The organism is Streptomyces sp. NPDC029122 (assembly GCF_055569445.1).
On record NZ_JBVHWK010000004.1, the window covers coordinates 310,581 to 327,711 of the forward strand.

Genomic DNA, 17,131 nt, shown 5'->3' on the forward strand with positions numbered 1-17,131 from the left:
ACGGTGGGGCGCGCGGTCCGTGGCCGCGGTCCGGCGGAACGTCTCAGTCCAGGATCCCGACGTCGTAGAAGAACTGGTACCGGGCGGGGTCGTCCGGCAGGAACCAGTGGAAGCCCTCCTCCAGGAACACCGCCACGACGTTGACGGCGAGGACCAGGCCGAGGAAGGCCAGTACGAGGATGCCCGCCGTCCGGTGCGGGCCGGGGGCGGCGGTCGGTACGGTCCGCCCGGCCGTGGCGTGGGCGAGGGCGAGGACGACGCCGATCGCGACGACCGAGGCGGAGAAGAGGATCCACGCCCACACGTACAGGTGCAGACCCAGCGCCGTGCTGCCGTAGCCCTTGTCCCCGGGAAGGATGTGCAGCATCGTCTGCCGCCACGCGGTGAAGGAGCCGCCCATCACCGCGACCAGGGCCATGCCCCAGCCCGTCATGTAGTCCCGGCCGGTCACCACGCCGACGGTGAGGGCGGTGCGGACGATGTACCCGGCCCCGATCGCCGCCAGCAGCATGAACATCCGCTGCACGACGCAGAGCGGGCAGGGGTACTCCCACAGTCCGAACTGGTAGAAGAGGCCGCCGCAGACGACCGCCGTCCAGCCGGCGGCGAAGAAGCAGGCGAACCAGTACTGGACCCGCGCCAGCAGGCCGCTCTCCAGTGGCGCCTCCGGCAGGAGGCTGCTCATCGTGGCCACGGGTCAGTAGCTCAGGTCGAGGGCGAGGCCGCTGGTGATGTGGTGCGCCATCAGCAGGAGGACGGCGACCAGCATGGTCCACCAGGCGCCGACCACCACGGTCCGGGAGGTGTCCCGGTACATGGTGACGAGGGTGGCGAGGATCCCGCCGAAGATGAGGGTGTCCATGGGGCGGACCGTACCGACCTGCGGACTTCCGCCCCGCGAGGCGCGCCCCCGGGTCAGCCGGTTGCCCCGCCGGGCCCCGGTGCCCGGGTCAGCCGCCCCGGTGCTTGCGGCGGCCGCGCCGGCCGCGCGCCCCGCGCTCGCCGCCCCGGGCCCGGTCGTCCAGCGCGATCCACACCCGTACCTCGGTCCCCCCGAGGACCGAGCGCCCCAGCCGTACGTCGCCGCCCGTGGACTCGGCGACCCGCCGCACGATGTCCAGGCCCAGCCCGGTGGAGCCGTCGCGGGCTCCGTCGTTGCCGCGCCGCAGGGCGGCGGCCGGGTCGGCGATACCGGGGCCGGCGTCCGAGACGAGGACGATGACGGCGTCCCCGGCGTCGTGCACGTCCACCGCGAAGGGGGTGGCCTCCGGGGTGTGCCGGAAGACGTTGCCGAGCATCGCGTCGAGGGCCGCCGCCAGCTCGGGGCGGGCCACGGGGACGCGTACGGTGCGGTCCACGCCGGCGAGCCGGACCTCGCGGCCCTCGTCCTCCGCGAGCGCCGACCAGAAGGCCATCCGGTCGCGTATCACCTCGGAGGCGTCGCAGCCGGCGGTGGCCGCGGCGGCCGGCGGGCGCTGTTCGCGTGCGGTACGGATGATCGTGTCGACCTCCCGTTCCAGCTGCTCCACCGCCGCCCGGGTGTGCTCGGCGGCCGGGCCGTCCCCGAGGGAGGCGGCGTTGAGCCGCAGCACGGTCAGGGGGGTGCGCAGCCGGTGGGAGAGGTCGGCGGCGAGCTCCCGCTCGTTGGCGAGGAGTTCGACGACCTGGTCGGCCATGGAGTTGAACGCGACGGCCGCCGAGCGGAGTTCCTTGGGCCCGTCCTCGGGGACCCGTGCGCCGAGCTTGCCCTCACCCAGCTGGTGCGCGGCGTCCGCGAGCCGTTCTGCGGGGCGCACCAGGCGGGCGCCGAGCCGGTCCGCGACGGCGACCGAGCCGATGACGAGGGCGAGCCCGACCCCGCCGAGGATGACCCAGGCGGTGGTGACCCCGTTGCTGACCTCGCTCTCCGGCACGTAGATCTCGATCACCGCGATGTCGCCGGAGCCGAGGGCGACGGGCTGGAGCAGCGCCGAACCCCCGCCGGGGACGCCGGCGGTGGTCGCCCGTCCCAGGGAGCGGGTCTCGGCCACCGCGTGCGCTCCGGCGCGGCCGTCGCCGATGTCCACGGCGGCGGCGCCGCCGATCGCCGGCACGTGGACGGCCATCCGCCCGGCGGCGCCCATCTCGGTGGACTCCACGGCCCGGCGCAGCTGAGCCGGGTCGGTGGTGATGGACAGGGTCGGCCCCATGGTGGCGGCCTGCCGTTCGGCGTTGGAGAAGGCCCGGTCGCTGGCCATCTCCCGCACGACCATCGCGAGCGGCGCCGCGAAGGCCAGGACCACCATGGTCGTGACGGCGAGGCACACCTTGACCAGCGCCCACCTCACGGCGTCCGCCTCACGGCGCCCGCCTGACGGGTGTCCGGCTCACGGCGGTGCGGCTCTCCGCGGTGCGGCTCACAGCGGTGGCTCCAGTTTCACGCCGACGCCGCGCAGGGTGTGCAGGTAGCGGGGCCGGGCGGCGGTCTCCCCGAGTTTGCGGCGCAGCCAGGACAGGTGCACGTCTATGGTCTGGTCGTCCCCGTACGACTGCTGCCAGACCTCGGCGAGCAGCTCGCGCCGGGCCACGACCACTCCGGGGCGTCCGGCGAGGAAGGCCAGCAGGTCGAACTCCCGCCGGGTGAGGTCGAGCACCGCGCCGTCGAGCTCGGCCTGGCGGCGCAGCGGGTCGATGGCGAGCCCGCCGACGCGCAGCACGCGCGAGGGCGGTTCGGCTCCGGCGGCGGCGCGGGCGCGGCGCAGGACGGCGGCCATCCGGGCGGAGAGGTGCTCGACGGAGAAGGGTTTGGTCAGGTAGTCGTCGGCGCCGTCGTTGAGCAGCCGGACGATCTCGGCCTCGTCGTCGCGGGCGGTGGCGATGATGACCGGTACGTCGGTGATGCCGCGCAGCATCTTCAGGGCCTCGGAGCCGTCGAGGTCAGGCAGTCCGAGGTCGAGGATGACGACGTCGAAGGGGTTGTGGGCGACTTCGCGCAGGGCCTCCAGGGCCGTGCCGACGCTCCGGACGGTGTGCGAGGCCTCGGTCAGGTGCCGGATGAGGGCGGAACGTACGAACTGGTCGTCCTCGACCACGAGCACACTAGCCATGGGCGCACCGTAGTCCATCCGGAGGACCCGGGGAGGTGCCGGGCCGGGTCTGTGACGGGTGGTGCAGTATGTGCCCTGATGCGACGAGGACCTGTACATGCCATGGCCTGGGTGCTGGCGACCGCCGCCGCGGCGACCCTGTCGTGGTGGGGTGTGCACACCGTGCTGTCCGGGACCGCCTACGATCCCCCGCGCGCGGTGCCGCTGACGGCCGGGAGGCCCGGCGGACCGGCGCTGTCGTCCGCCACGCGGGGGCCGGACCCGACGCCGTCGCCGGGCCCTTCGGGTTCCGTTTCCGCTCCGCCCTCCGCGCCCCCGTCGGCGGCCCCGCCCCCGTCGGCCGGTGCGGGCGCGTCGTCGCCGGCGAAGCCGCAGCAGGCGCCGCCGCCCGGCCGGCGCCCGTCCCCGGAGGGCGGCCAGGGCGGCGGGTCGGGCACGGTGAAGAACTACTCGGTGTCGGGCGGCCGGGTCGTCTTCGACCTGGGGACCTCTTCGGCCGGGCTGGTCTCGGCGACCCCGGAGGCGGGCTGGCGGATGCAGGTGTGGAAGCAGGACTTCTGGATCCGGGTCACCTTCACCCAGGGCAGCCGCGAGGTGTCGGTGTTCTGCACCTGGCACGACCATCCGCCGGCGGTGGAGATCGTCGACCCGTAGGGCGGGTCAGCGGAAGACCGAGGGCGGCGGCTGCGGGGAGGCCACCGCCGAGGCGTCGGCGACCGGGGCCGCACCGCCGGTGAAGTCGGCCAGGGCGCGGCCGTGCTCGACCCGGCCGGGGTGCGGGTCGCTCGCCACGCGGCGGGTGAACTCCGCGACGGGCAGCTCCTGGTCGGAGGCCACGAGCACCGCATTGCCGAAACGTTTCCCCCGCCAGACCACGGGATCCGCCGCCAGCGCCAGCCGGGCGAACCGCGAAGCGGCGGTGGCGACCTGGCCCCGCAGGTGCGCCAGCGGCGGACCGTCCGCGAGGTTGGCCACGTACCACCCGGTGGGCGCGAGGGCCCGGCGTACGTCGTCCAGGAACTCCACGCTGGTCAGGTGGGCCGGCGTGCGCGCCCCACTGAACACGTCCGCGATCACCAGGTCCGCCCAGCCGTCCGGCACCTTCGCCAGCCCCGCCCGCGCGTCCACGGCCCGTACGCGGATCCGCGCCTGGGGGTCCAGCGGCAGGTGTTCCCGTACGAACGCCACCAGGGCCGCGTCGATCTCCACCACCTGCTGCGTGGAGCGGGGGCGGGAGGCGGCCGTGTAGCGGGCCAGGGTGAAGGCGCCGCCGCCCAGGTGCACCACGTTCAGGGGCTGCCGGGCGGGCGCGGCGAGGTCGATCAGGTGGCCGATCCGGCGCTGGTAGGCGAAGTCCAGCCGGGCGGGGTCGTCCAGGTCCACATGGGACTGCGGCGCCCCGTCGATCAGCAGGGTCCAGGCACGGGAACGCTCGCGGTCCGGTGCCAGCTCGGCGAGCCCGCCGCCCACCTGCCCGACGACCGGCCCGGCGTCCGGTATCGCGCCGCCCCTGTTGCCCCTGCTGCCCTTGCCCTTGCCTGCCACTCCCTCATTATGGCTGGTCAGCGCCTCAGCGGCAGTTGTCGGCCGCCTCGATCAGCCGGGCCGCCTCGCCGAGCGCGGCGCGCAGCACGTCCGGGTCGGTGACCGGCCCCACGGCCTCGGGGGGCAGCAGCCAGCCCGTGCTGCCGCCGGAGGCGGGCGAGACGGCGTCGCCGAAGCGCATGCCGCGCCCGTTGGTCTGCGTACAGGCACTGCCGGGCAGGTCCCAGGCGTCGGCGGTGCCGGGCGGGACGAGGAAGCCGAGGGTGTCGCCGGAGCCGTCGTGCAGCACCGGGCCGACGCCGGGGGCCGCCAGGCCGGCCCCGCGGCGGATGATGTCCACCGCCTCCAGCCCCTGGCGGGTGGGCACGGTCACCAGGTCCGGGGCCGCGGGGCAGGCCGGCGGCGGGAGGGGCGGCGCGGCGTGCGGATGGACGGGACCCGGGACCGGGCTCGGAGCCGGGGAGGCCGCGCCGGGCCCGGCCGCGGTGTTCGTTCCGATGCTGTCCATGCCGGCCTCCACCAAGGGGAACCCCTCCTCGATCCGTATCCGCATGGGTTCAACGCACGGAAGCGTCAACGGGTGCGGCGGCAAGACGCCGCAAAGGATGGCAGTTCATGGCGGATCGCGGGTGAGATATCCGTTTTGTAGCCAAACACCACATCAAGCGCCCGTCGGCGGCGGTACGTTCGTGCGCGCCGGAGCCCTGACTCCGGGGCGAGACCGACAGGGATCGAAGGGGGTCCTGCGGGACCCCTTGGGATCGTCCAGAGAGGCACACGTCCATGGCGGCGTCCCCCCACTCACCCAACTCCTCCTTCCGCAGGCTCCGCGGGCAGCGCTCCCCGGCCGAATTCGCGGCCCTGGTCCGGCGCGCGGCCCGGGAGATCGGCGAAACGGTTTCCTGCGACGCCCGCTACATCGGCCGGGTCGAGTCCGGCGAGATCCGCTGTCCCAACTACGCCTACGAACGCGTCTTCCTCCACATGTTCCCCGGCCGCACCCTGGCCGACCTCGGTTTCTCCCCGCGCGAGACCGTGCGCGGCCGCTCCGCGCAGCGCGCGCGGCCCGCGCCCCAGGTCCTCACCCACCTCGTCCGGCGTTCCAAGGAGAGCGACGTGCTGCGCCGCGCGTTCATGACCGGCGGTTCCGCCACCGTGGCGGCCGCCACCCTCAGCCTCACCCTGCTCGGCGACGGCCGCCGGATCCCCTCCCGCGCCGGTGAGGCCGAGGCCGCCGCGGTCGAGGACGCGGTACGCCAGATCAGGCTCCTGGACGACCGGCACGGCGCCGACGCCCTCTACCGGCGGGCGGCACAGCCCCTGAAGACCGCCTACGCCCTGCTCGACGCGGGCGCCACCCGGCAGTCCACCGAGGACCGGCTGCACGCCGGGGCCGGGGAACTGGCCGTCTCGGTGGGCTGGCTGGCGCACGACTCGGGCCGCTTCGAGGACGCCCGCTCGCACTACGCCGAGGCCCTGGCCACCGCCCGGGTCTCGGGCGACGCCGCCCTGGAGGCGCACGCCTTCAGCAACATGGCCTTCCTGGCCCGGGACCGCGGCCGCCCCCGCGAGTCGGTGCGGGCCGCCCAGGCGGGCCGGCACGCGGCCCGCTCGCTGGGTTCGCCCCGGCTGCTCGCGCTGCTGGCGCTGCGCGAGGCGGGCGGCTGGGCTGGGCTCGGCGACCGCAGGGCGTGCGAGGAGTCCCTGGCCCGGGCGCACGCGGAATTCGCGCGGGGCGCATCGCCCGCCGACCCGGAGTGGATGTCCTTCTTCGGCGAGGCGGAGCTGGAATCGCTGGAGTCCCGCTGCTGGGCCGCGCTCGGGGAGCACGCCCGCGCGGCCCGGCACGCCCGGCGCGCGGCCGACCTCCAGGACCCCCACTTCGCGCGGAACGTGGCCCTCTACACGGCGGAGCTCGCCGACGACCTGGCCCGGGCGGGCGCACCCGACGAGGCGGCCTGGGCGGGCGGACGGGCACTGGACCTGCTGGCCGAGGTCCGCTCGACCCGGATCAGGTCGATGCTGGCGGGCACGGCCCGCACCCTGGTCCCGCACCAGCGCTCCCCGCGCGTCGGCGCCTTCCTGGCCCGGCACGCCCAGGCCTGAACGAGCCCTCCCCGTCAGGCTCCGACGTACTCGAAGACCCCGCCGTCGGGGTGGCGCAGTACGGCCCGGCGCCCGTTCGGGGTCACGGCGGGAGCGGCGACCACCTCGGCACCGGCTCCGCGGGCCTCGGCCACCGCGGCGTCCAGGTCGGCGACGGCCAGGGTGGCCGCCACCCCGGCGAACCGCCCGGCGGCCTCGTCCGGCCCGGCGAAGAGCAGGAAGGGGCCGGTGGCGGCCAGTTCCAGGCCGGCGAAGGCGAACCGGGAGGCCGGCTCCCCGGTGAGCTTCTCGTAGAAGGCCGCCGCCGTTTCCAGGTCGGCCACGCGCCGGCGCAGCACCACTGAGCTGATCGTCATACTGCGATCATCCCAAAGGGGCGCCGCCGGACGGGAGTTGGGGTCAGCCCTCCAGGTGCCCCGTGTCGTTCCAGCGCTCCAGCGCCGGGGCGCCGTAAGCCCAGCCCAGGACCGACAGGGAGGTGGGCTCCAGCCGGATGCGGGCGCCGAAGGAGGCCTCGAAGCCGAGCCAGCGGGCGGCGAGGGTGCGCAGGATGTGGCCGTGGGCGAAGACGAGGACGTCGCGCTCCGCCGAGCGGGCCCAGGCCACGACCTCGTCGGCGCGCGCCGCGACGTCGGCGACGGACTCGCCGCCGGGGGCCCCGTCGCGCCAGATCAGCCAGCCGGGCCGGACCGCCTGGATCTCGGCCGGGGTCATGCCCTCGTAGTCGCCGTAGTCCCATTCCATGAGGGCGTCCCAGGGGTCGGCCTGCGCCCCGTAACCGGCCAGGTCGCAGCTCTCGCTGGCGCGGACCAGCGGGCTGGTGCGCACCTCCAGGCCGCGCAGGTCCGCCCAGGGCTCCCGGGCCAGGCGCTCGCCCAGCCGCTTCGCCCCCAGCCTGCCCTCCTCCAGCAGCGGCACGTCCGTGCGTCCGGTGTGCTTGCCGAGCCGGGACCATGCCGTCTGCCCGTGGCGGGCCAGCAGGATGCGGGGGGCCATCTGTGTTTCTCCCGGTCCTTGGGGGTTCACCCCTCCAGGGGCGATGGGGTCGTCCGTCCATCATCCCCGACGGGAAACGGGGACGTCCGGGCCGGTCGGCGGGACGGCGGAAGGGGCGGGCAGGAGCGGCCGGGGGCGCCCGGGAGGCGCACGCCGGGAGACCGCCGGGAGGACGACCGGCTCGTTCCCCGGCGGGCCGCGCGGCGGACACCGGGCGGACGACCGGCTCGTTTCAGCCGTATGACCACGATTGTCAGTGGCGGATGGGACACTTCCGCCCGTGAGCTCCTACCCGCCCGCCGGCCCGCCCCAGACGACACTGCGGCAACGGCTCGCCGACCTGCGCGGCCCCGCCGTGCCGCCCCGACCGCTCGACGCCCGGGCCCTCGCCGCGCTCGCCGCCAACCCCGGCTGCGGCAGACGGGCCCTCCTCGACGGCGCCGGCATCGACAAGACCGCGCTCGCGGCCGCCCTGGGCTCCCCCGCCGCCTTCGGGCAGTCGCAGTTCGCGATCGTGCGCGGCAACTCCTTCGAGGCCAAGGTCAAGGCCGACGGCGGAGCGGAACTGCTGCGGCTGACGCACGCACGCCTCGGCGGCGGGGCCGAGCCGCCCGGGCCGCACTCCCGGGTGCCGGACCTCACCGCCGCCGGGCCCGAGGGACGTGCCGCGCGGACGGCGCTGGCCCTGCGGGAGGCCACCGCCGCGCGGACGTGGACGCTGCTGGACCATCCGATGCTGGCCCTGGAGGTGGCGGGCACCCCCGCGTACCTGGAGCCCGACGCCGTCGTGGTGCACCCCGACGGCCGCTGGACCGTGGTGGAGATCAAGTCGTTCCCGATGATCGACGGGGCCGCCGACGCCGCGAAGGTGGGGGCCGCCGCGCGGCAGGCCGCCGTGTACGTGCTGGCCCTGGAACAGACCGCCGGGAAGCTGGAGGGGGCCGAGGTCGGCCACCAGGTGCTGCTCGTCTGCCCGAAGGACTTCTCCAACCTGCCCACCGCCGCGCCCGTGGACATCCGCCGGGAGCGGTCGGTCACCCGCCGCCAGCTGGAGCGGCTGACCCGGGTGGAGGAGCTGGCCGAGGGGCTGCCGCCGGGGCTGTGCTTCGACCCCGCGCGGCCCGCCGCCGAGCTGACCGAGGCCGTCTCGGCGGTCTCCGCCTCCTACGCCCCCGAGTGCCTCGCCGCCTGCGAACTGGCCTTCCACTGCCGGGAGCGGGCCCGCGCCGCCGGGGAGCCGGCCGCGCTCGGCCGTTCCGTCCGGGGGGAGCTGGGCGGCCTCGCCACCGTCGAGGCGGCCCTCGCGGCGGCCGCCGGAGCGGGCCCCGAGGGCGATGCCACCGCCCAGGCGCTGCGCCAGGCGGCCCGGCTGCGCGCCGAGGCGCTGGAGCCGGCCGCCGCCCGACCCCCGTACCAGGCCCCGGAGACCCCCGAATGCCCCTGCTGAGCACCCTGGCCCGGCTGGAGGCGGTCCGCGCGGGCCGCGCCCGGCCGCTCGCGACCGTACGGCACCGCCATCTGAGCGGGCGGCCGCTGGTCCTCGTACCGCTGACCACCGCCGGTGAGGCGGGCGCGCCGCTCGGCGCGATGCTGGGCACCGACCCGCAGGACCCGCGGGTCTTCGTCATACCCCAGCCGCGCGACCGGGACCTGCGCTGGGAGTTCCTGGCCGCCCTGGCCGCCGAGGTGATGGCGTACGTGGACGCGTACGCGGACGTCGTCGAGCCGGCCGAGCGCACCGAGACCGACCCGGAGACCGGCAGGAAGGTCAAGGTCGAGGCCGAACTGTGCGTGGACGCGCCGCAGATCGTCGTACCGAGCCGGGCCGGCATCGAGTACGTGCGCCTGCTGGGCCGGTCGATGCGGTTCCGGCGGACCGCCGAGGAGGACCCCGACAACCCGTACCCGGCGCCCACTCAGGTGCCGCTGCTGGGCCGCTGGTTCACGCACCTCGCCGAGCGTTCCCGGGTCCCCGGCTCCTCGATGCTGCTGTCCGCCACGGAGCTGCTGGCCCGGCACTGGGCGACCGGCCAGAGCAGCCTGGAGGACCAGCACCTGGGGGCGCTCCTCGCGTGGATCGACCCGCCGGAGGGCGTCTCGGGGGCGGAGCGGGCGCTGCGCGTGGAGCTCGCGCGGGACGGAGACGGGCAGCTGCTGGTGCCGCCGTCCGGCCCGGCCACCGACCCGGCATTCGACAACAAGCTGCTGGCGCCGGCGATCGCCAGGTACGACGCGGCCCGGGCGGCGGGCGGACCCCGCGACGGCGATGCGGTGCGGGCGGCCGAGCGGGCGGTCCGGCGGCTGGTTTTGGACCAGATGCGGCCCGCCTGGTCGCAGACCTGGCAGGCGATCGAGCTGCTGCGCACCCTGCCGCCGGGCGAACGTGCCGAGGAGCGCTGGACCCGCGACCGCTGGTCGTTCACCGGCCACCGCGACCGGGTCCGGGCCGGCGAGCCGCCGCAGCCGCGCCGCGACGACGCGGTGACGGCGGCCCAGAAGCTGGCCACGCGGGAGACCGAACAGGTACGGCTCGACGCCCAGGAGGCGCTGGACGACCCGCTCGTCATGGCGGGCCGGCGGTTCGCGGGCGAGGCCTTCGCCGGTGAGGTCACCGAGGTGCTGATGGAGTGGACGGAGGGCAAGCGGCCCCGGCCGCGCCCGCTGGTGACGGTGGCCACCGAGGACCGGCCGCAGCTGGCGGACGAGGGCGGCGGCAAGGTGTACCGGTCCCTGGACGGCCGCCAGCAGGCCTTCGAGTTCGTGCGGTACGAGGACGACGGGCAGCTGGTGCTGCGCGTGCTCGACAAGATGGGCGCCGGCCGGGAGCCGGTGGCGGGCTCGGTGCCGCAGAAGGGCGACCGGGACTGCTGGACGCTCTTCGAGCACGACGCGCGCGGCGGCCCGAAGCTGCCCGACCCGGAGAACACCCCCTGGACGCACGGCGGCCCGCCGGGCTCCCGGACCGCTCCCGCCCTGGACGCCGTGACCGACGAGGACCTGCTGTGACCACCGCCTTCGACCCGGCCGCGGCCGCCGACCGGGCCACCGCCGCCATCCTCCACGACACCCTGCACGGCACCGAGCGGGGTGTCGTCGTGGACTCCCCGCCCGGGGCCGGCAAGTCGACGCTCGTGGTGCGGGCCGCCCGGGAGCTGGCCGCCGCCGGGCGCCGGCTGATGGTGGTCGCGCAGACCAACGCCCAGGTGGACGACCTGGTGCTGCGGCTCGCCGAGAAGGACCCGGAGCTGAAGGTGGGCCGGCTGCACAGCAGCGACGCCGACGCCTACGACCCGGCGCTGCGGGACCTGCCGTCCGTCACCCTCTCCGCGAAGCCGGCGGAGCTGGCCGAGCTGCCGATCACGATCTCCACGGCCGCGAAGTGGGCGTACGTCAAGGACGCCGAGCCGTGGGAGCACGCCATCGTCGACGAGGCCTACCAGATGCGCTCCGACGCGCTGCTGGCCGTGGCCGGACTGTTCGAGCGGGCGCTGTTCGTGGGCGACCCGGGGCAGCTGGACCCGTTCAGCGTGGTCGGCGCGGAGCAGTGGGCCGGCCTGTCGTACGACCCTTCGGCGAGCGCCGTCTCCACCCTCCTCGCCCACAACCCACAGCTGCCGCAGCACCGGCTGCCGGTGTCGTGGCGGCTCCCGGCGACGGCCGCGCCGCTGGTCTCGCGCGCCTTCTACCCCTACTCGCAGTTCCGCAGCGGCACCGGCCCCGGCGAGCGCCGTCTCGCGTACGGGGTCGCGGGCGACGGCTCGGGCCCGGACCGCGTCCTGGACGAGGCCGCCGCGTCGGGCTGGGGGCTGCTGGAGCTGCCCGCGCGGCACACCCCGCGCACGGACCCGGAGGCGGTGCGGGCGGTGGCCCTGGTGGTGCGGCGCGCCCTGGACCGCGGTGCGGTCACCTCGGACGAGCGGTCCCCCGCCCCCTCCCCGCTGACCCCGGCCCGCATCGCCGTCGGCACGGCCCACCGCGACCAGGCCGCGGCGGTGCGCACGGCCCTGGCGGCCCTGGGCGTCGCGGGCGTCACGGTCGACACCGCGAACCGGCTCCAGGGCCGCGAGTACGACCTCACGGTGGTCCTGCACCCCCTGTCCGGCCGCCCCGACGCGACGGCCTTCCACCTGGAGACGGGCCGCCTGTGCGTCCTGGCCTCGCGGCACCGGCACGCCTGTGTGGTGGTGGCCCGGGCGGGAGTGGCGGAGCTGCTGGACGACCACCCGTCGACGGAACCGGTGCAGCTGGGCGTGACGGTGAAGTTCCCGGACGGGTGGGAGGCGATGATGACCACGTGGGACTCCTGGTCCGACCACCGCGTCCGGTGGCGGCCGTAGGGCGTGCCCGGCGCCTGGAGGGCTACTGCTCCCCGAACGCCATCCACTTGGCGGGGGTGGCCAGCGGTTCGAAGCCGGCGCGGGCGTAGACCTCGTGCGCGTCGGCGGTGGCCAGCATGATCCGGCGCAGTCCGTACGGGGCCAGGTGGGCCTTGACCGCTTCGACGAGGGCGGCGCCGAGGCCCTTGCCCCGCGCGGCCGGGTCCACGTACACGTCGCAGAGCCAGGCGAAGGTGGCCCGGTCGGTGACGATCCGCGCGTAGCCGAGCTGGGCACCCGAAACGCTGTCGTACACGCCGAAGTTCAGGGAGGACCCGACGGCCCGGTCGTGGCTCTCGCGGCTGCGGCCCAGGGCCCAGTACGCGTCCTGCGACAACCAGCGGTGGACCAGGGCGTTGTCGAGCCGGTCCGGGTCGGTGGAGATCTCGTAGCCGTCCATCGGGCCATCCAAGCACCGCCCGCCGGAGCCGGGCCAGCGGATATCAGCCGGCGGCGGACCCCGAGCCGGACCCGGAGCCCGGGCCCCAGCCGGGCGGCAGCAGGTCCCAGGAGTCGCGGCCGAGCCACTCGCCGAAAGTGACCGGCCGGGCCCCGCCCGCGTGGTCGAGGGAGAGCGGGACGATGAGCCCGCACGAGGCGCGTCCGTCCCACCACATCGTGCCGGTGAGCGGCCCCGATATCACCAGCAGAGTGGCGAAGCCGCAGCCGTGCTCCTGAAGGCGCATCGCGCCCGCCGTCCGCCGGTTCTCGAACACCTCGCACTCCGCGTCCCATGCGTTCCACGCCGCCGTGAGCACGGCGGGGTCGGGGAAGTCCGCCTCGCGCGGCTCGCGGTCCTCCAGCGCGGCGTCGGCCTCCACGTACGAGTCGGGGGGCGGGAACGGCTCGGACAGCAGGTCGGGGCGCAGTACGTCGTCCCCGGGCCAGCGCCAGCCGTCGCCGGTGCGCACCACGCCGAATCCGCCGGTGTCCGCGCCGCGCAGGTACGCCCGGTAGTCGGCGGGGAAGCGGACGCCGAGCGCGTGTTCGGCGTCGGCGATCTCGTCCTCGTTCAACGGGGGTCGTCGGGTGGCGGGCGGGTGCATGCCACGAGCCTACGAGGTGACCGCGGCGGCTATCCGGGGTTGTCCTTGCGGGCGATGCCGAAGTGGCGGCGGAGGGTTTCGCCGGCGTCGGCGAGGGCGTGCAGCTGTTCCGGGGTGAGGACGTCGATCAGGTGCCGCCGTACGGATTCCACGTGCAGCGGGGCCGCCGCGTTGATGGTGTCCAGCCCTTCGGCGGTGAGTGCCACCTCGGCGCCCCGGCCGTCGGTGGCCACCTCCTCGCGGCGGACGAGGCCGCGCCGCTGCATCCGGCTGATCTGGTGGGAGAGGCGGCTGCGCGACCACTGCATCAGCACCGCGAGGGCGCTGATCCGCATGCGGTGGCCCTCCGTGGAGCCGAGCACCGAGAGGACGTCGTAGTCGGCCTCGGACAGGGCGCTGTCCAGGTTGAGGTCACGCGCGATCTGGGCGTCGACCAGGGGGAACATCCGGCGCCACGCGTACCAGGCGTGCTGTTCGGACTCGGTGAGCCAGCGGGGGTGGGCCGGCTCCGGCGTGTCGGTCATGGGGGCAGCCTAACGAGTCTGGTGATACATCAACTATCTAGTTGACATATCACGCAGCAGCGACTTTCCTGGGTGACACGTCAACAACCAGACTGCGATCAGCACACCGCACCTCCACACCAAGGGAGTTCAGCCATGACCCGCCTCCTCGTCCTTTCCGCCGCCACCCGCCCCACCTCCTCCGGACGGCCCCTCGCCGAGTGGGTCGCCCGCCAGGCCCGCGAGCATGGCGCCTTCGAGGTCGTCCCGGTGGACCTCGCGGAGCTCGCCCTGCCCTTCCTGGACGAGCCGGAGTACGCCTCCAGCGGCAACTACACCCACCGGCACACCCAGGAGTGGAGCGCGCTCGTCGACTCCGCCGACGCGTTCGTGTTCGTCCTGCCGATGTACAACGGCGGGTTCACCGCCCCGTTCAAGAACGCCGTCGACTTCCTCTACCGCGAGTGGCAGGGCAAGCCGGTCGGCCTGGTCAGCTACAGCGCGGGCGGCTCCGGCGGCGCCCCGGCCGCCCGGATGCTGCTGCCGGTCCTCACCCAGCTCGGCATGCGGCCCGCCGAGCGCTCCGTGGCGGTCGCCGGCATCAACGCGCTGATCGGGGCCGAGGGCTTCGGGGCGCCGGAGGGCCTGGCCGGCGAGGTCGCGGGCGTGCTGGACGACATCGCGGCGCTGGCGAAGGAGCCCGCCGCCGCCTGACGCACGGCACCCTTGCGCGACGCTGGACAATGGAGGGTGGCCCAGGAGTTCGCAGCGCAGCAGGAGGACACGCATGGCAGAGCCCGAGCGGACCGAGCGGAGGCAACGGCCGGCACCGCTGCTCTTCGAGCCCTCGGAGGCCGTCACGGACCCGGAGCACTTCTTCGACCTGGAGTCGATCGAGGACCCGCACGAGCTGCTGACCCGGGCCACCGAGCTGACGCTGGCCTTCCGGGCCGCGCAGGACCGGGCCGTCGAGTTCCAGGCCCTGGCGGCGGCCCAGCTGGCGGACCCCCGGCGCTTCGACCGGCTCCCGCCGGAGGCCATCGCGGCGATCGCGGAGTGGACCGAGGACTACGCCCGCAAGATGATCGAGTTCGGCGAGGACCTCCAGCGCGGCACCACCCCCGGCACCGTCTAGGCACGCCCGGCCGGGTCGCACGGAAACAGGGCGGCCGGTCCCCGGGGACCCTGCGGCGCGCGGCATATGCGCGGCGCAACATACCCCAGGACCGCCCGCCCTGTCCCGGTTTTCGGTAACTCCGCGGAACGGCTGCGCTACGGCGGGTACACCTGGCATATGACGACCTTGACGACGGCCGCCGGCTGCCCCGCCCTCGACGGCCCCGACGCACGCACCGCGGCCACCCAGGTCACCGCGCAGGGCGCCGCCTGGCTGGCCTCAGCGTCCGCCCGCCCGCACGAGACGCTCGCCGTCTGGGAGGCGCGGCCCACCGCGCCCGCCGTGCTGCCCTGCGGGACCGCGTTCGACGTCGTCAACGTTCCGCTCGTGCTCGGCCGCCGCATGCTCGACCTGCTCTGGGAGCGGGGGCCCGGCTCGGGGCCGGCCGCCGTCCACCGCGGGCGGATGCTGCTCTTCGCCGCCCCCGGCACCGCCCAGCGGCTCCCGGCGCTGCTCGCGTGGGAGGAGTGGGGCCCGGCCGCCCCGGCCCCGCTGTGCCACGGCCACGGGGACGCCGTCACCGTGCCCCCGCTGTCCGCCGCCCCGGGCCCGTCACGCTGGCTGGTGGCCCCGGACGCCCGGCGGCCCTGGCTCCCCGGGCCGGACGCCCTGCTCTGGGCGTTCCTGCACGCGGCCCGGGGTCCGGTATCGATTTTTGGTTCGGCCGAAACGCCTGCTAATGTCTACGACGTCAGCAGGCGCCGCTAGCTCAGTTGGTTAGAGCAGCTGACTCTTAATCAGCGGGTCCGGGGTTCGAGTCCCTGGCGGCGCACAGACGGGAGAAGGCCCCCGCTCTTCGGAGCGGGGGCCTTCTTCGTGTGCGCGCGGCGGCGGGAACGGCTTCGCTCAGGTCGTGATCTTCACCGTGTAGGCGCCCGACTGGGTCCGGTCCGCCACCTCGATGGTGATGCGCTCCCCCGGCACCGTGAAGGTCTCCCCGACCTCCAGCGGCGCGTCCGCCAGCGGCGGGTAGACCGAGCGGTCCCAGCAGGCCTCCGTGCGGGGGTGCCCGTCCAGCACCTCGATCGGCCCGCCGCCCGAGGACGCCTCGTTGCGGACCCGGTAGACCAGGACCCCTTCCGTACAGGTGTCCCCGTCGTTCCCGGCGGAGCCGCGCGCTTCGACCGCGATCGCGCTGCCGGGGCCCGTACGGATCACCGCGAGCCGGGTGCCGCCCGTGCCGCCCGGCGGCGGCGCCTCCGACAGCGGCTGGAGGGTGTGCAGCGAGGTGCCGGACCGTACGCAGTCCACCTGGGCGGGGTCCAGCCAGCCCAGCTTCCACTTGTGCCAGGCGAACAGGTCCGGGGACATCCCGAACTGGCTGCCCATGACGTCCCAGTCGCCGACGTAGGTGTCCCAGTCGCCCTTGCCGTCCGCGGGCCGGTGGTAGAGGTCGGGCAGGTCGAAGACGTGCCCGGTCTCGTGCGCCAGCACGTTGCGGTCCGGCGGGTGCTGCTCGAAGACGGTGACGATCCGCCGCAGCTCCGAGCCGTCCGCCACGACCGGGCGGTCGAAGTTGACGACCTTGGTGGCGTCGGAGTCCACGCCGGGGGCACTCGGGTCGGCGATGAAGTACACGATGTCGTACGCGCTGAAGTCCACGCGCGGATCGGCGGCCGCGACCGCGTCCCGCAGGTAGGCCGCCCGGTCCTCGGGGGCCCAGTCGCGCCGTATCCCGTACGCGGTCGCCGGCCGGGGCATCCGGATCCACTGCTTCTGCGGGTGCGGGGCCAGCCGGAACCGGCCGTAGGAGGCGCGCTCGAAGAAGTCGCTGGTCGCCGGGAAGTAGTCGGCCGTCAGCTCGGCGGGGGTGACGGCGGTGCGGTGGCCGGGGAAGGAGAGGAAGACCATGACCGCGTGCAGCGTGCGCTCCGGCTTGGGGTAGGAGCCGTTCCAGGTGTCCACGCCGAGGGAGTGGTGGGCGGCCGTCCGCGTCAGCGCGCAGGGCCCCGCGGCGGTGGTGTCGGCGACGGCCGGACCCGCGACGAGCGACATGGCGGCGAGCGCCGTCATGGAGGTGAGGGCCGCGGCCGTACTTCGCATGCGGGAGCGGTCCACTCCCCCGGGTGTCTGCTCTCGCCGCACGTCGACCTCCAGCGTGGTGGATTCGTCCCGTCCCATCCACCTTGAGGCGATTGTCTGACTAATGTCCTGTTCCGGTGCCCCACATGAGTGACCGGTACGGCAAGCCGGTGACCCCGGAGTTCACGGCGGGCACTACAGAACGTCACGATCGATCACATGAGATCGACTCGCGCCGCCCGATGCTCACAGATGCGCGCAAACGGTCACCCGG

Annotated in this window: 20 protein-coding genes and 1 tRNA gene; 9 read left to right on the top strand and 12 right to left on the bottom strand. The window is 75.0% G+C overall.

Going from position 1 to position 17,131, the window contains the following annotated elements; translation table 11 throughout:
* Nucleotides 1–43: 43 nt before the first annotated feature.
* From ACZ4WZ_RS07930 to ACZ4WZ_RS07945, 4 genes are all read right to left on the bottom strand, one after another.
* Nucleotides 44–685 (bottom strand): disulfide bond formation protein B, encoded by a 642-nt coding sequence (locus ACZ4WZ_RS07930; protein WP_467886523.1) that lies wholly within the window; start codon nucleotides 683–685, stop codon nucleotides 44–46.
* 12 nt (nucleotides 686–697) lie between these two features.
* On the bottom strand, nucleotides 698–862 hold the full coding sequence (locus tag ACZ4WZ_RS07935; protein ID WP_467886525.1) for a DUF5993 family protein: 165 nt from the start codon (nucleotides 860–862) through the stop codon (nucleotides 698–700).
* A gap of 88 nt (nucleotides 863–950) precedes the next feature.
* On the bottom strand, nucleotides 951–2,327 hold the full coding sequence (locus ACZ4WZ_RS07940; protein WP_467886528.1) for a HAMP domain-containing sensor histidine kinase: 1,377 nt from the start codon (nucleotides 2,325–2,327) through the stop codon (nucleotides 951–953).
* A 69-nt stretch (nucleotides 2,328–2,396) separates the two neighbouring features.
* The gene (locus ACZ4WZ_RS07945) at nucleotides 2,397–3,086 is read right to left on the bottom strand and encodes a response regulator transcription factor (RefSeq protein ID WP_388938709.1); all 690 of its coding nucleotides are present in this window, start codon (nucleotides 3,084–3,086) and stop codon (nucleotides 2,397–2,399) included.
* A gap of 102 nt (nucleotides 3,087–3,188) precedes the next feature.
* Between ACZ4WZ_RS07945 and ACZ4WZ_RS07950 the strand changes: the two genes are divergently transcribed.
* Nucleotides 3,189–3,740, top strand: coding sequence for a hypothetical protein (locus tag ACZ4WZ_RS07950; RefSeq protein ID WP_467886532.1), 552 nt, complete (start codon nucleotides 3,189–3,191; stop codon nucleotides 3,738–3,740).
* 6 nt (nucleotides 3,741–3,746) lie between these two features.
* Here the strand turns inward: ACZ4WZ_RS07950 and ACZ4WZ_RS07955 are convergent, their stop codons facing one another.
* Together ACZ4WZ_RS07955 and ACZ4WZ_RS07960 are read right to left on the bottom strand one after the other, a co-directional pair.
* Entirely contained in the window at nucleotides 3,747–4,586 is an 840-nt protein-coding gene (locus ACZ4WZ_RS07955; RefSeq protein WP_467886634.1) for a spermidine synthase, read from the bottom strand.
* Between the two features lie 70 nt (nucleotides 4,587–4,656).
* Complete coding sequence (locus ACZ4WZ_RS07960) at nucleotides 4,657–5,139, bottom strand: hypothetical protein (RefSeq protein ID WP_467886535.1); 483 nt, start codon at nucleotides 5,137–5,139, stop codon at nucleotides 4,657–4,659.
* Nucleotides 5,140–5,414: 275 nt separating this feature from the next.
* Between ACZ4WZ_RS07960 and ACZ4WZ_RS07965 the strand changes: the two genes are divergently transcribed.
* Nucleotides 5,415–6,737 (top strand): tetratricopeptide repeat protein, encoded by a 1,323-nt coding sequence (locus tag ACZ4WZ_RS07965; protein ID WP_467886538.1) that lies wholly within the window; start codon nucleotides 5,415–5,417, stop codon nucleotides 6,735–6,737.
* 14 nt (nucleotides 6,738–6,751) lie between these two features.
* Here ACZ4WZ_RS07965 and ACZ4WZ_RS07970 read toward each other — a convergent pair whose 3' ends face one another.
* Together ACZ4WZ_RS07970 and ACZ4WZ_RS07975 are read right to left on the bottom strand one after the other, a co-directional pair.
* A complete protein-coding gene (locus tag ACZ4WZ_RS07970) occupies nucleotides 6,752–7,093 on the bottom strand; it encodes a VOC family protein (RefSeq protein ID WP_467886541.1) in 342 nt (113 codons plus the stop codon).
* A gap of 43 nt (nucleotides 7,094–7,136) precedes the next feature.
* Complete coding sequence (locus ACZ4WZ_RS07975; protein WP_467886544.1) at nucleotides 7,137–7,733, bottom strand: histidine phosphatase family protein; 597 nt, start codon at nucleotides 7,731–7,733, stop codon at nucleotides 7,137–7,139.
* Nucleotides 7,734–8,013: 280 nt separating this feature from the next.
* Between ACZ4WZ_RS07975 and ACZ4WZ_RS07980 the strand changes: the two genes are divergently transcribed.
* The 3 genes from ACZ4WZ_RS07980 to ACZ4WZ_RS07990 are packed head-to-tail and all read left to right on the top strand — an operon-like array spanning nucleotide 8,014 to nucleotide 12,070.
* Nucleotides 8,014–9,180: a hypothetical protein gene (locus ACZ4WZ_RS07980; protein ID WP_467886546.1), complete on the top strand. Its 1,167-nt coding sequence runs from the start codon at nucleotides 8,014–8,016 to the stop codon at nucleotides 9,178–9,180.
* A complete protein-coding gene (locus tag ACZ4WZ_RS07985) occupies nucleotides 9,168–10,739 on the top strand; it encodes a hypothetical protein (RefSeq protein ID WP_467886548.1) in 1,572 nt (523 codons plus the stop codon). The genes ACZ4WZ_RS07980 and ACZ4WZ_RS07985 overlap by 13 nt, the downstream gene beginning before the upstream one ends.
* A complete protein-coding gene (locus ACZ4WZ_RS07990) occupies nucleotides 10,736–12,070 on the top strand; it encodes an AAA domain-containing protein (RefSeq protein ID WP_467886551.1) in 1,335 nt (444 codons plus the stop codon). Before ACZ4WZ_RS07985 ends, ACZ4WZ_RS07990 begins: the two co-directional genes overlap by 4 nt.
* 22 nt (nucleotides 12,071–12,092) lie before the next feature.
* Here ACZ4WZ_RS07990 and ACZ4WZ_RS07995 read toward each other — a convergent pair whose 3' ends face one another.
* The 3 genes from ACZ4WZ_RS07995 to ACZ4WZ_RS08005 are packed head-to-tail and all read right to left on the bottom strand — an operon-like array spanning nucleotide 12,093 to nucleotide 13,679.
* Nucleotides 12,093–12,509, bottom strand: coding sequence for a GNAT family N-acetyltransferase (locus ACZ4WZ_RS07995; RefSeq protein WP_467886554.1), 417 nt, complete (start codon nucleotides 12,507–12,509; stop codon nucleotides 12,093–12,095).
* Nucleotides 12,510–12,552: 43 nt separating this feature from the next.
* Nucleotides 12,553–13,155 (bottom strand): SMI1/KNR4 family protein, encoded by a 603-nt coding sequence (locus ACZ4WZ_RS08000; protein ID WP_467886557.1) that lies wholly within the window; start codon nucleotides 13,153–13,155, stop codon nucleotides 12,553–12,555.
* A gap of 29 nt (nucleotides 13,156–13,184) precedes the next feature.
* Nucleotides 13,185–13,679 carry a MarR family winged helix-turn-helix transcriptional regulator gene (locus ACZ4WZ_RS08005; protein WP_467886560.1) on the bottom strand — a complete coding sequence of 165 codons (495 nt, stop codon included), beginning with the start codon at nucleotides 13,677–13,679 and terminating at the stop codon, nucleotides 13,185–13,187.
* Between the two features lie 135 nt (nucleotides 13,680–13,814).
* Here ACZ4WZ_RS08005 and ACZ4WZ_RS08010 point away from each other — a divergent pair, with 135 nt between their 5' ends.
* The 4 genes from ACZ4WZ_RS08010 to ACZ4WZ_RS08025 all read left to right on the top strand — a co-directional run bounded on the left by ACZ4WZ_RS08010 (nucleotide 13,815) and on the right by ACZ4WZ_RS08025 (nucleotide 15,607).
* On the top strand, nucleotides 13,815–14,372 hold the full coding sequence (locus ACZ4WZ_RS08010) for an NADPH-dependent FMN reductase (protein WP_467886563.1): 558 nt from the start codon (nucleotides 13,815–13,817) through the stop codon (nucleotides 14,370–14,372).
* A 73-nt stretch (nucleotides 14,373–14,445) separates the two neighbouring features.
* Nucleotides 14,446–14,793: a hypothetical protein gene (locus tag ACZ4WZ_RS08015; protein WP_467886566.1), complete on the top strand. Its 348-nt coding sequence runs from the start codon at nucleotides 14,446–14,448 to the stop codon at nucleotides 14,791–14,793.
* Nucleotides 14,794–14,952: 159 nt separating this feature from the next.
* Nucleotides 14,953–15,543 carry a bifunctional DNA primase/polymerase gene (locus ACZ4WZ_RS08020; RefSeq protein ID WP_467886569.1) on the top strand — a complete coding sequence of 197 codons (591 nt, stop codon included), beginning with the start codon at nucleotides 14,953–14,955 and terminating at the stop codon, nucleotides 15,541–15,543.
* Nucleotides 15,534–15,607, top strand: a tRNA-Lys gene (locus tag ACZ4WZ_RS08025). The genes ACZ4WZ_RS08020 and ACZ4WZ_RS08025 overlap by 10 nt, the downstream gene beginning before the upstream one ends.
* 74 nt (nucleotides 15,608–15,681) lie before the next feature.
* On the opposite strand, the gene ACZ4WZ_RS08030 is transcribed toward ACZ4WZ_RS08025, so the two are convergent.
* Nucleotides 15,682–16,878: a M6 family metalloprotease domain-containing protein gene (locus ACZ4WZ_RS08030; protein ID WP_467886637.1), complete on the bottom strand. Its 1,197-nt coding sequence runs from the start codon at nucleotides 16,876–16,878 to the stop codon at nucleotides 15,682–15,684.
* Nucleotides 16,879–17,131 lie beyond the last annotated feature (253 nt).

Coding starts and splice junctions, on each gene's coding strand:
- ACZ4WZ_RS07970 (WP_467886541.1), bottom strand. CDS start 7,093: ATGACGATCAGCTCAGTGGTGCTGCGCCGGCGCGTGGCCGACCTGGAA.
- ACZ4WZ_RS07995 (WP_467886554.1), bottom strand. CDS start 12,509: ATGGACGGCTACGAGATCTCCACCGACCCGGACCGGCTCGACAACGCC.
- ACZ4WZ_RS08015 (WP_467886566.1), top strand. CDS start 14,446: ATGGCAGAGCCCGAGCGGACCGAGCGGAGGCAACGGCCGGCACCGCTG.
- ACZ4WZ_RS07965 (WP_467886538.1), top strand. CDS start 5,415: ATGGCGGCGTCCCCCCACTCACCCAACTCCTCCTTCCGCAGGCTCCGC.
- ACZ4WZ_RS07930 (WP_467886523.1), bottom strand. CDS start 685: ATGAGCAGCCTCCTGCCGGAGGCGCCACTGGAGAGCGGCCTGCTGGCG.
- ACZ4WZ_RS07945 (WP_388938709.1), bottom strand. CDS start 3,086: ATGGCTAGTGTGCTCGTGGTCGAGGACGACCAGTTCGTACGTTCCGCC.
- ACZ4WZ_RS08000 (WP_467886557.1), bottom strand. CDS start 13,155: ATGCACCCGCCCGCCACCCGACGACCCCCGTTGAACGAGGACGAGATC.
- ACZ4WZ_RS07960 (WP_467886535.1), bottom strand. CDS start 5,139: ATGGACAGCATCGGAACGAACACCGCGGCCGGGCCCGGCGCGGCCTCC.
- ACZ4WZ_RS07985 (WP_467886548.1), top strand. CDS start 9,168: ATGCCCCTGCTGAGCACCCTGGCCCGGCTGGAGGCGGTCCGCGCGGGC.
- ACZ4WZ_RS08005 (WP_467886560.1), bottom strand. CDS start 13,679: ATGACCGACACGCCGGAGCCGGCCCACCCCCGCTGGCTCACCGAGTCC.
- ACZ4WZ_RS08030 (WP_467886637.1), bottom strand. CDS start 16,878: ATGCGAAGTACGGCCGCGGCCCTCACCTCCATGACGGCGCTCGCCGCC.
- ACZ4WZ_RS07950 (WP_467886532.1), top strand. CDS start 3,189: ATGGCCTGGGTGCTGGCGACCGCCGCCGCGGCGACCCTGTCGTGGTGG.
- ACZ4WZ_RS08010 (WP_467886563.1), top strand. CDS start 13,815: ATGACCCGCCTCCTCGTCCTTTCCGCCGCCACCCGCCCCACCTCCTCC.
- ACZ4WZ_RS08020 (WP_467886569.1), top strand. CDS start 14,953: ATGACGACCTTGACGACGGCCGCCGGCTGCCCCGCCCTCGACGGCCCC.
- ACZ4WZ_RS07935 (WP_467886525.1), bottom strand. CDS start 862: ATGGACACCCTCATCTTCGGCGGGATCCTCGCCACCCTCGTCACCATG.
- ACZ4WZ_RS07975 (WP_467886544.1), bottom strand. CDS start 7,733: ATGGCCCCCCGCATCCTGCTGGCCCGCCACGGGCAGACGGCATGGTCC.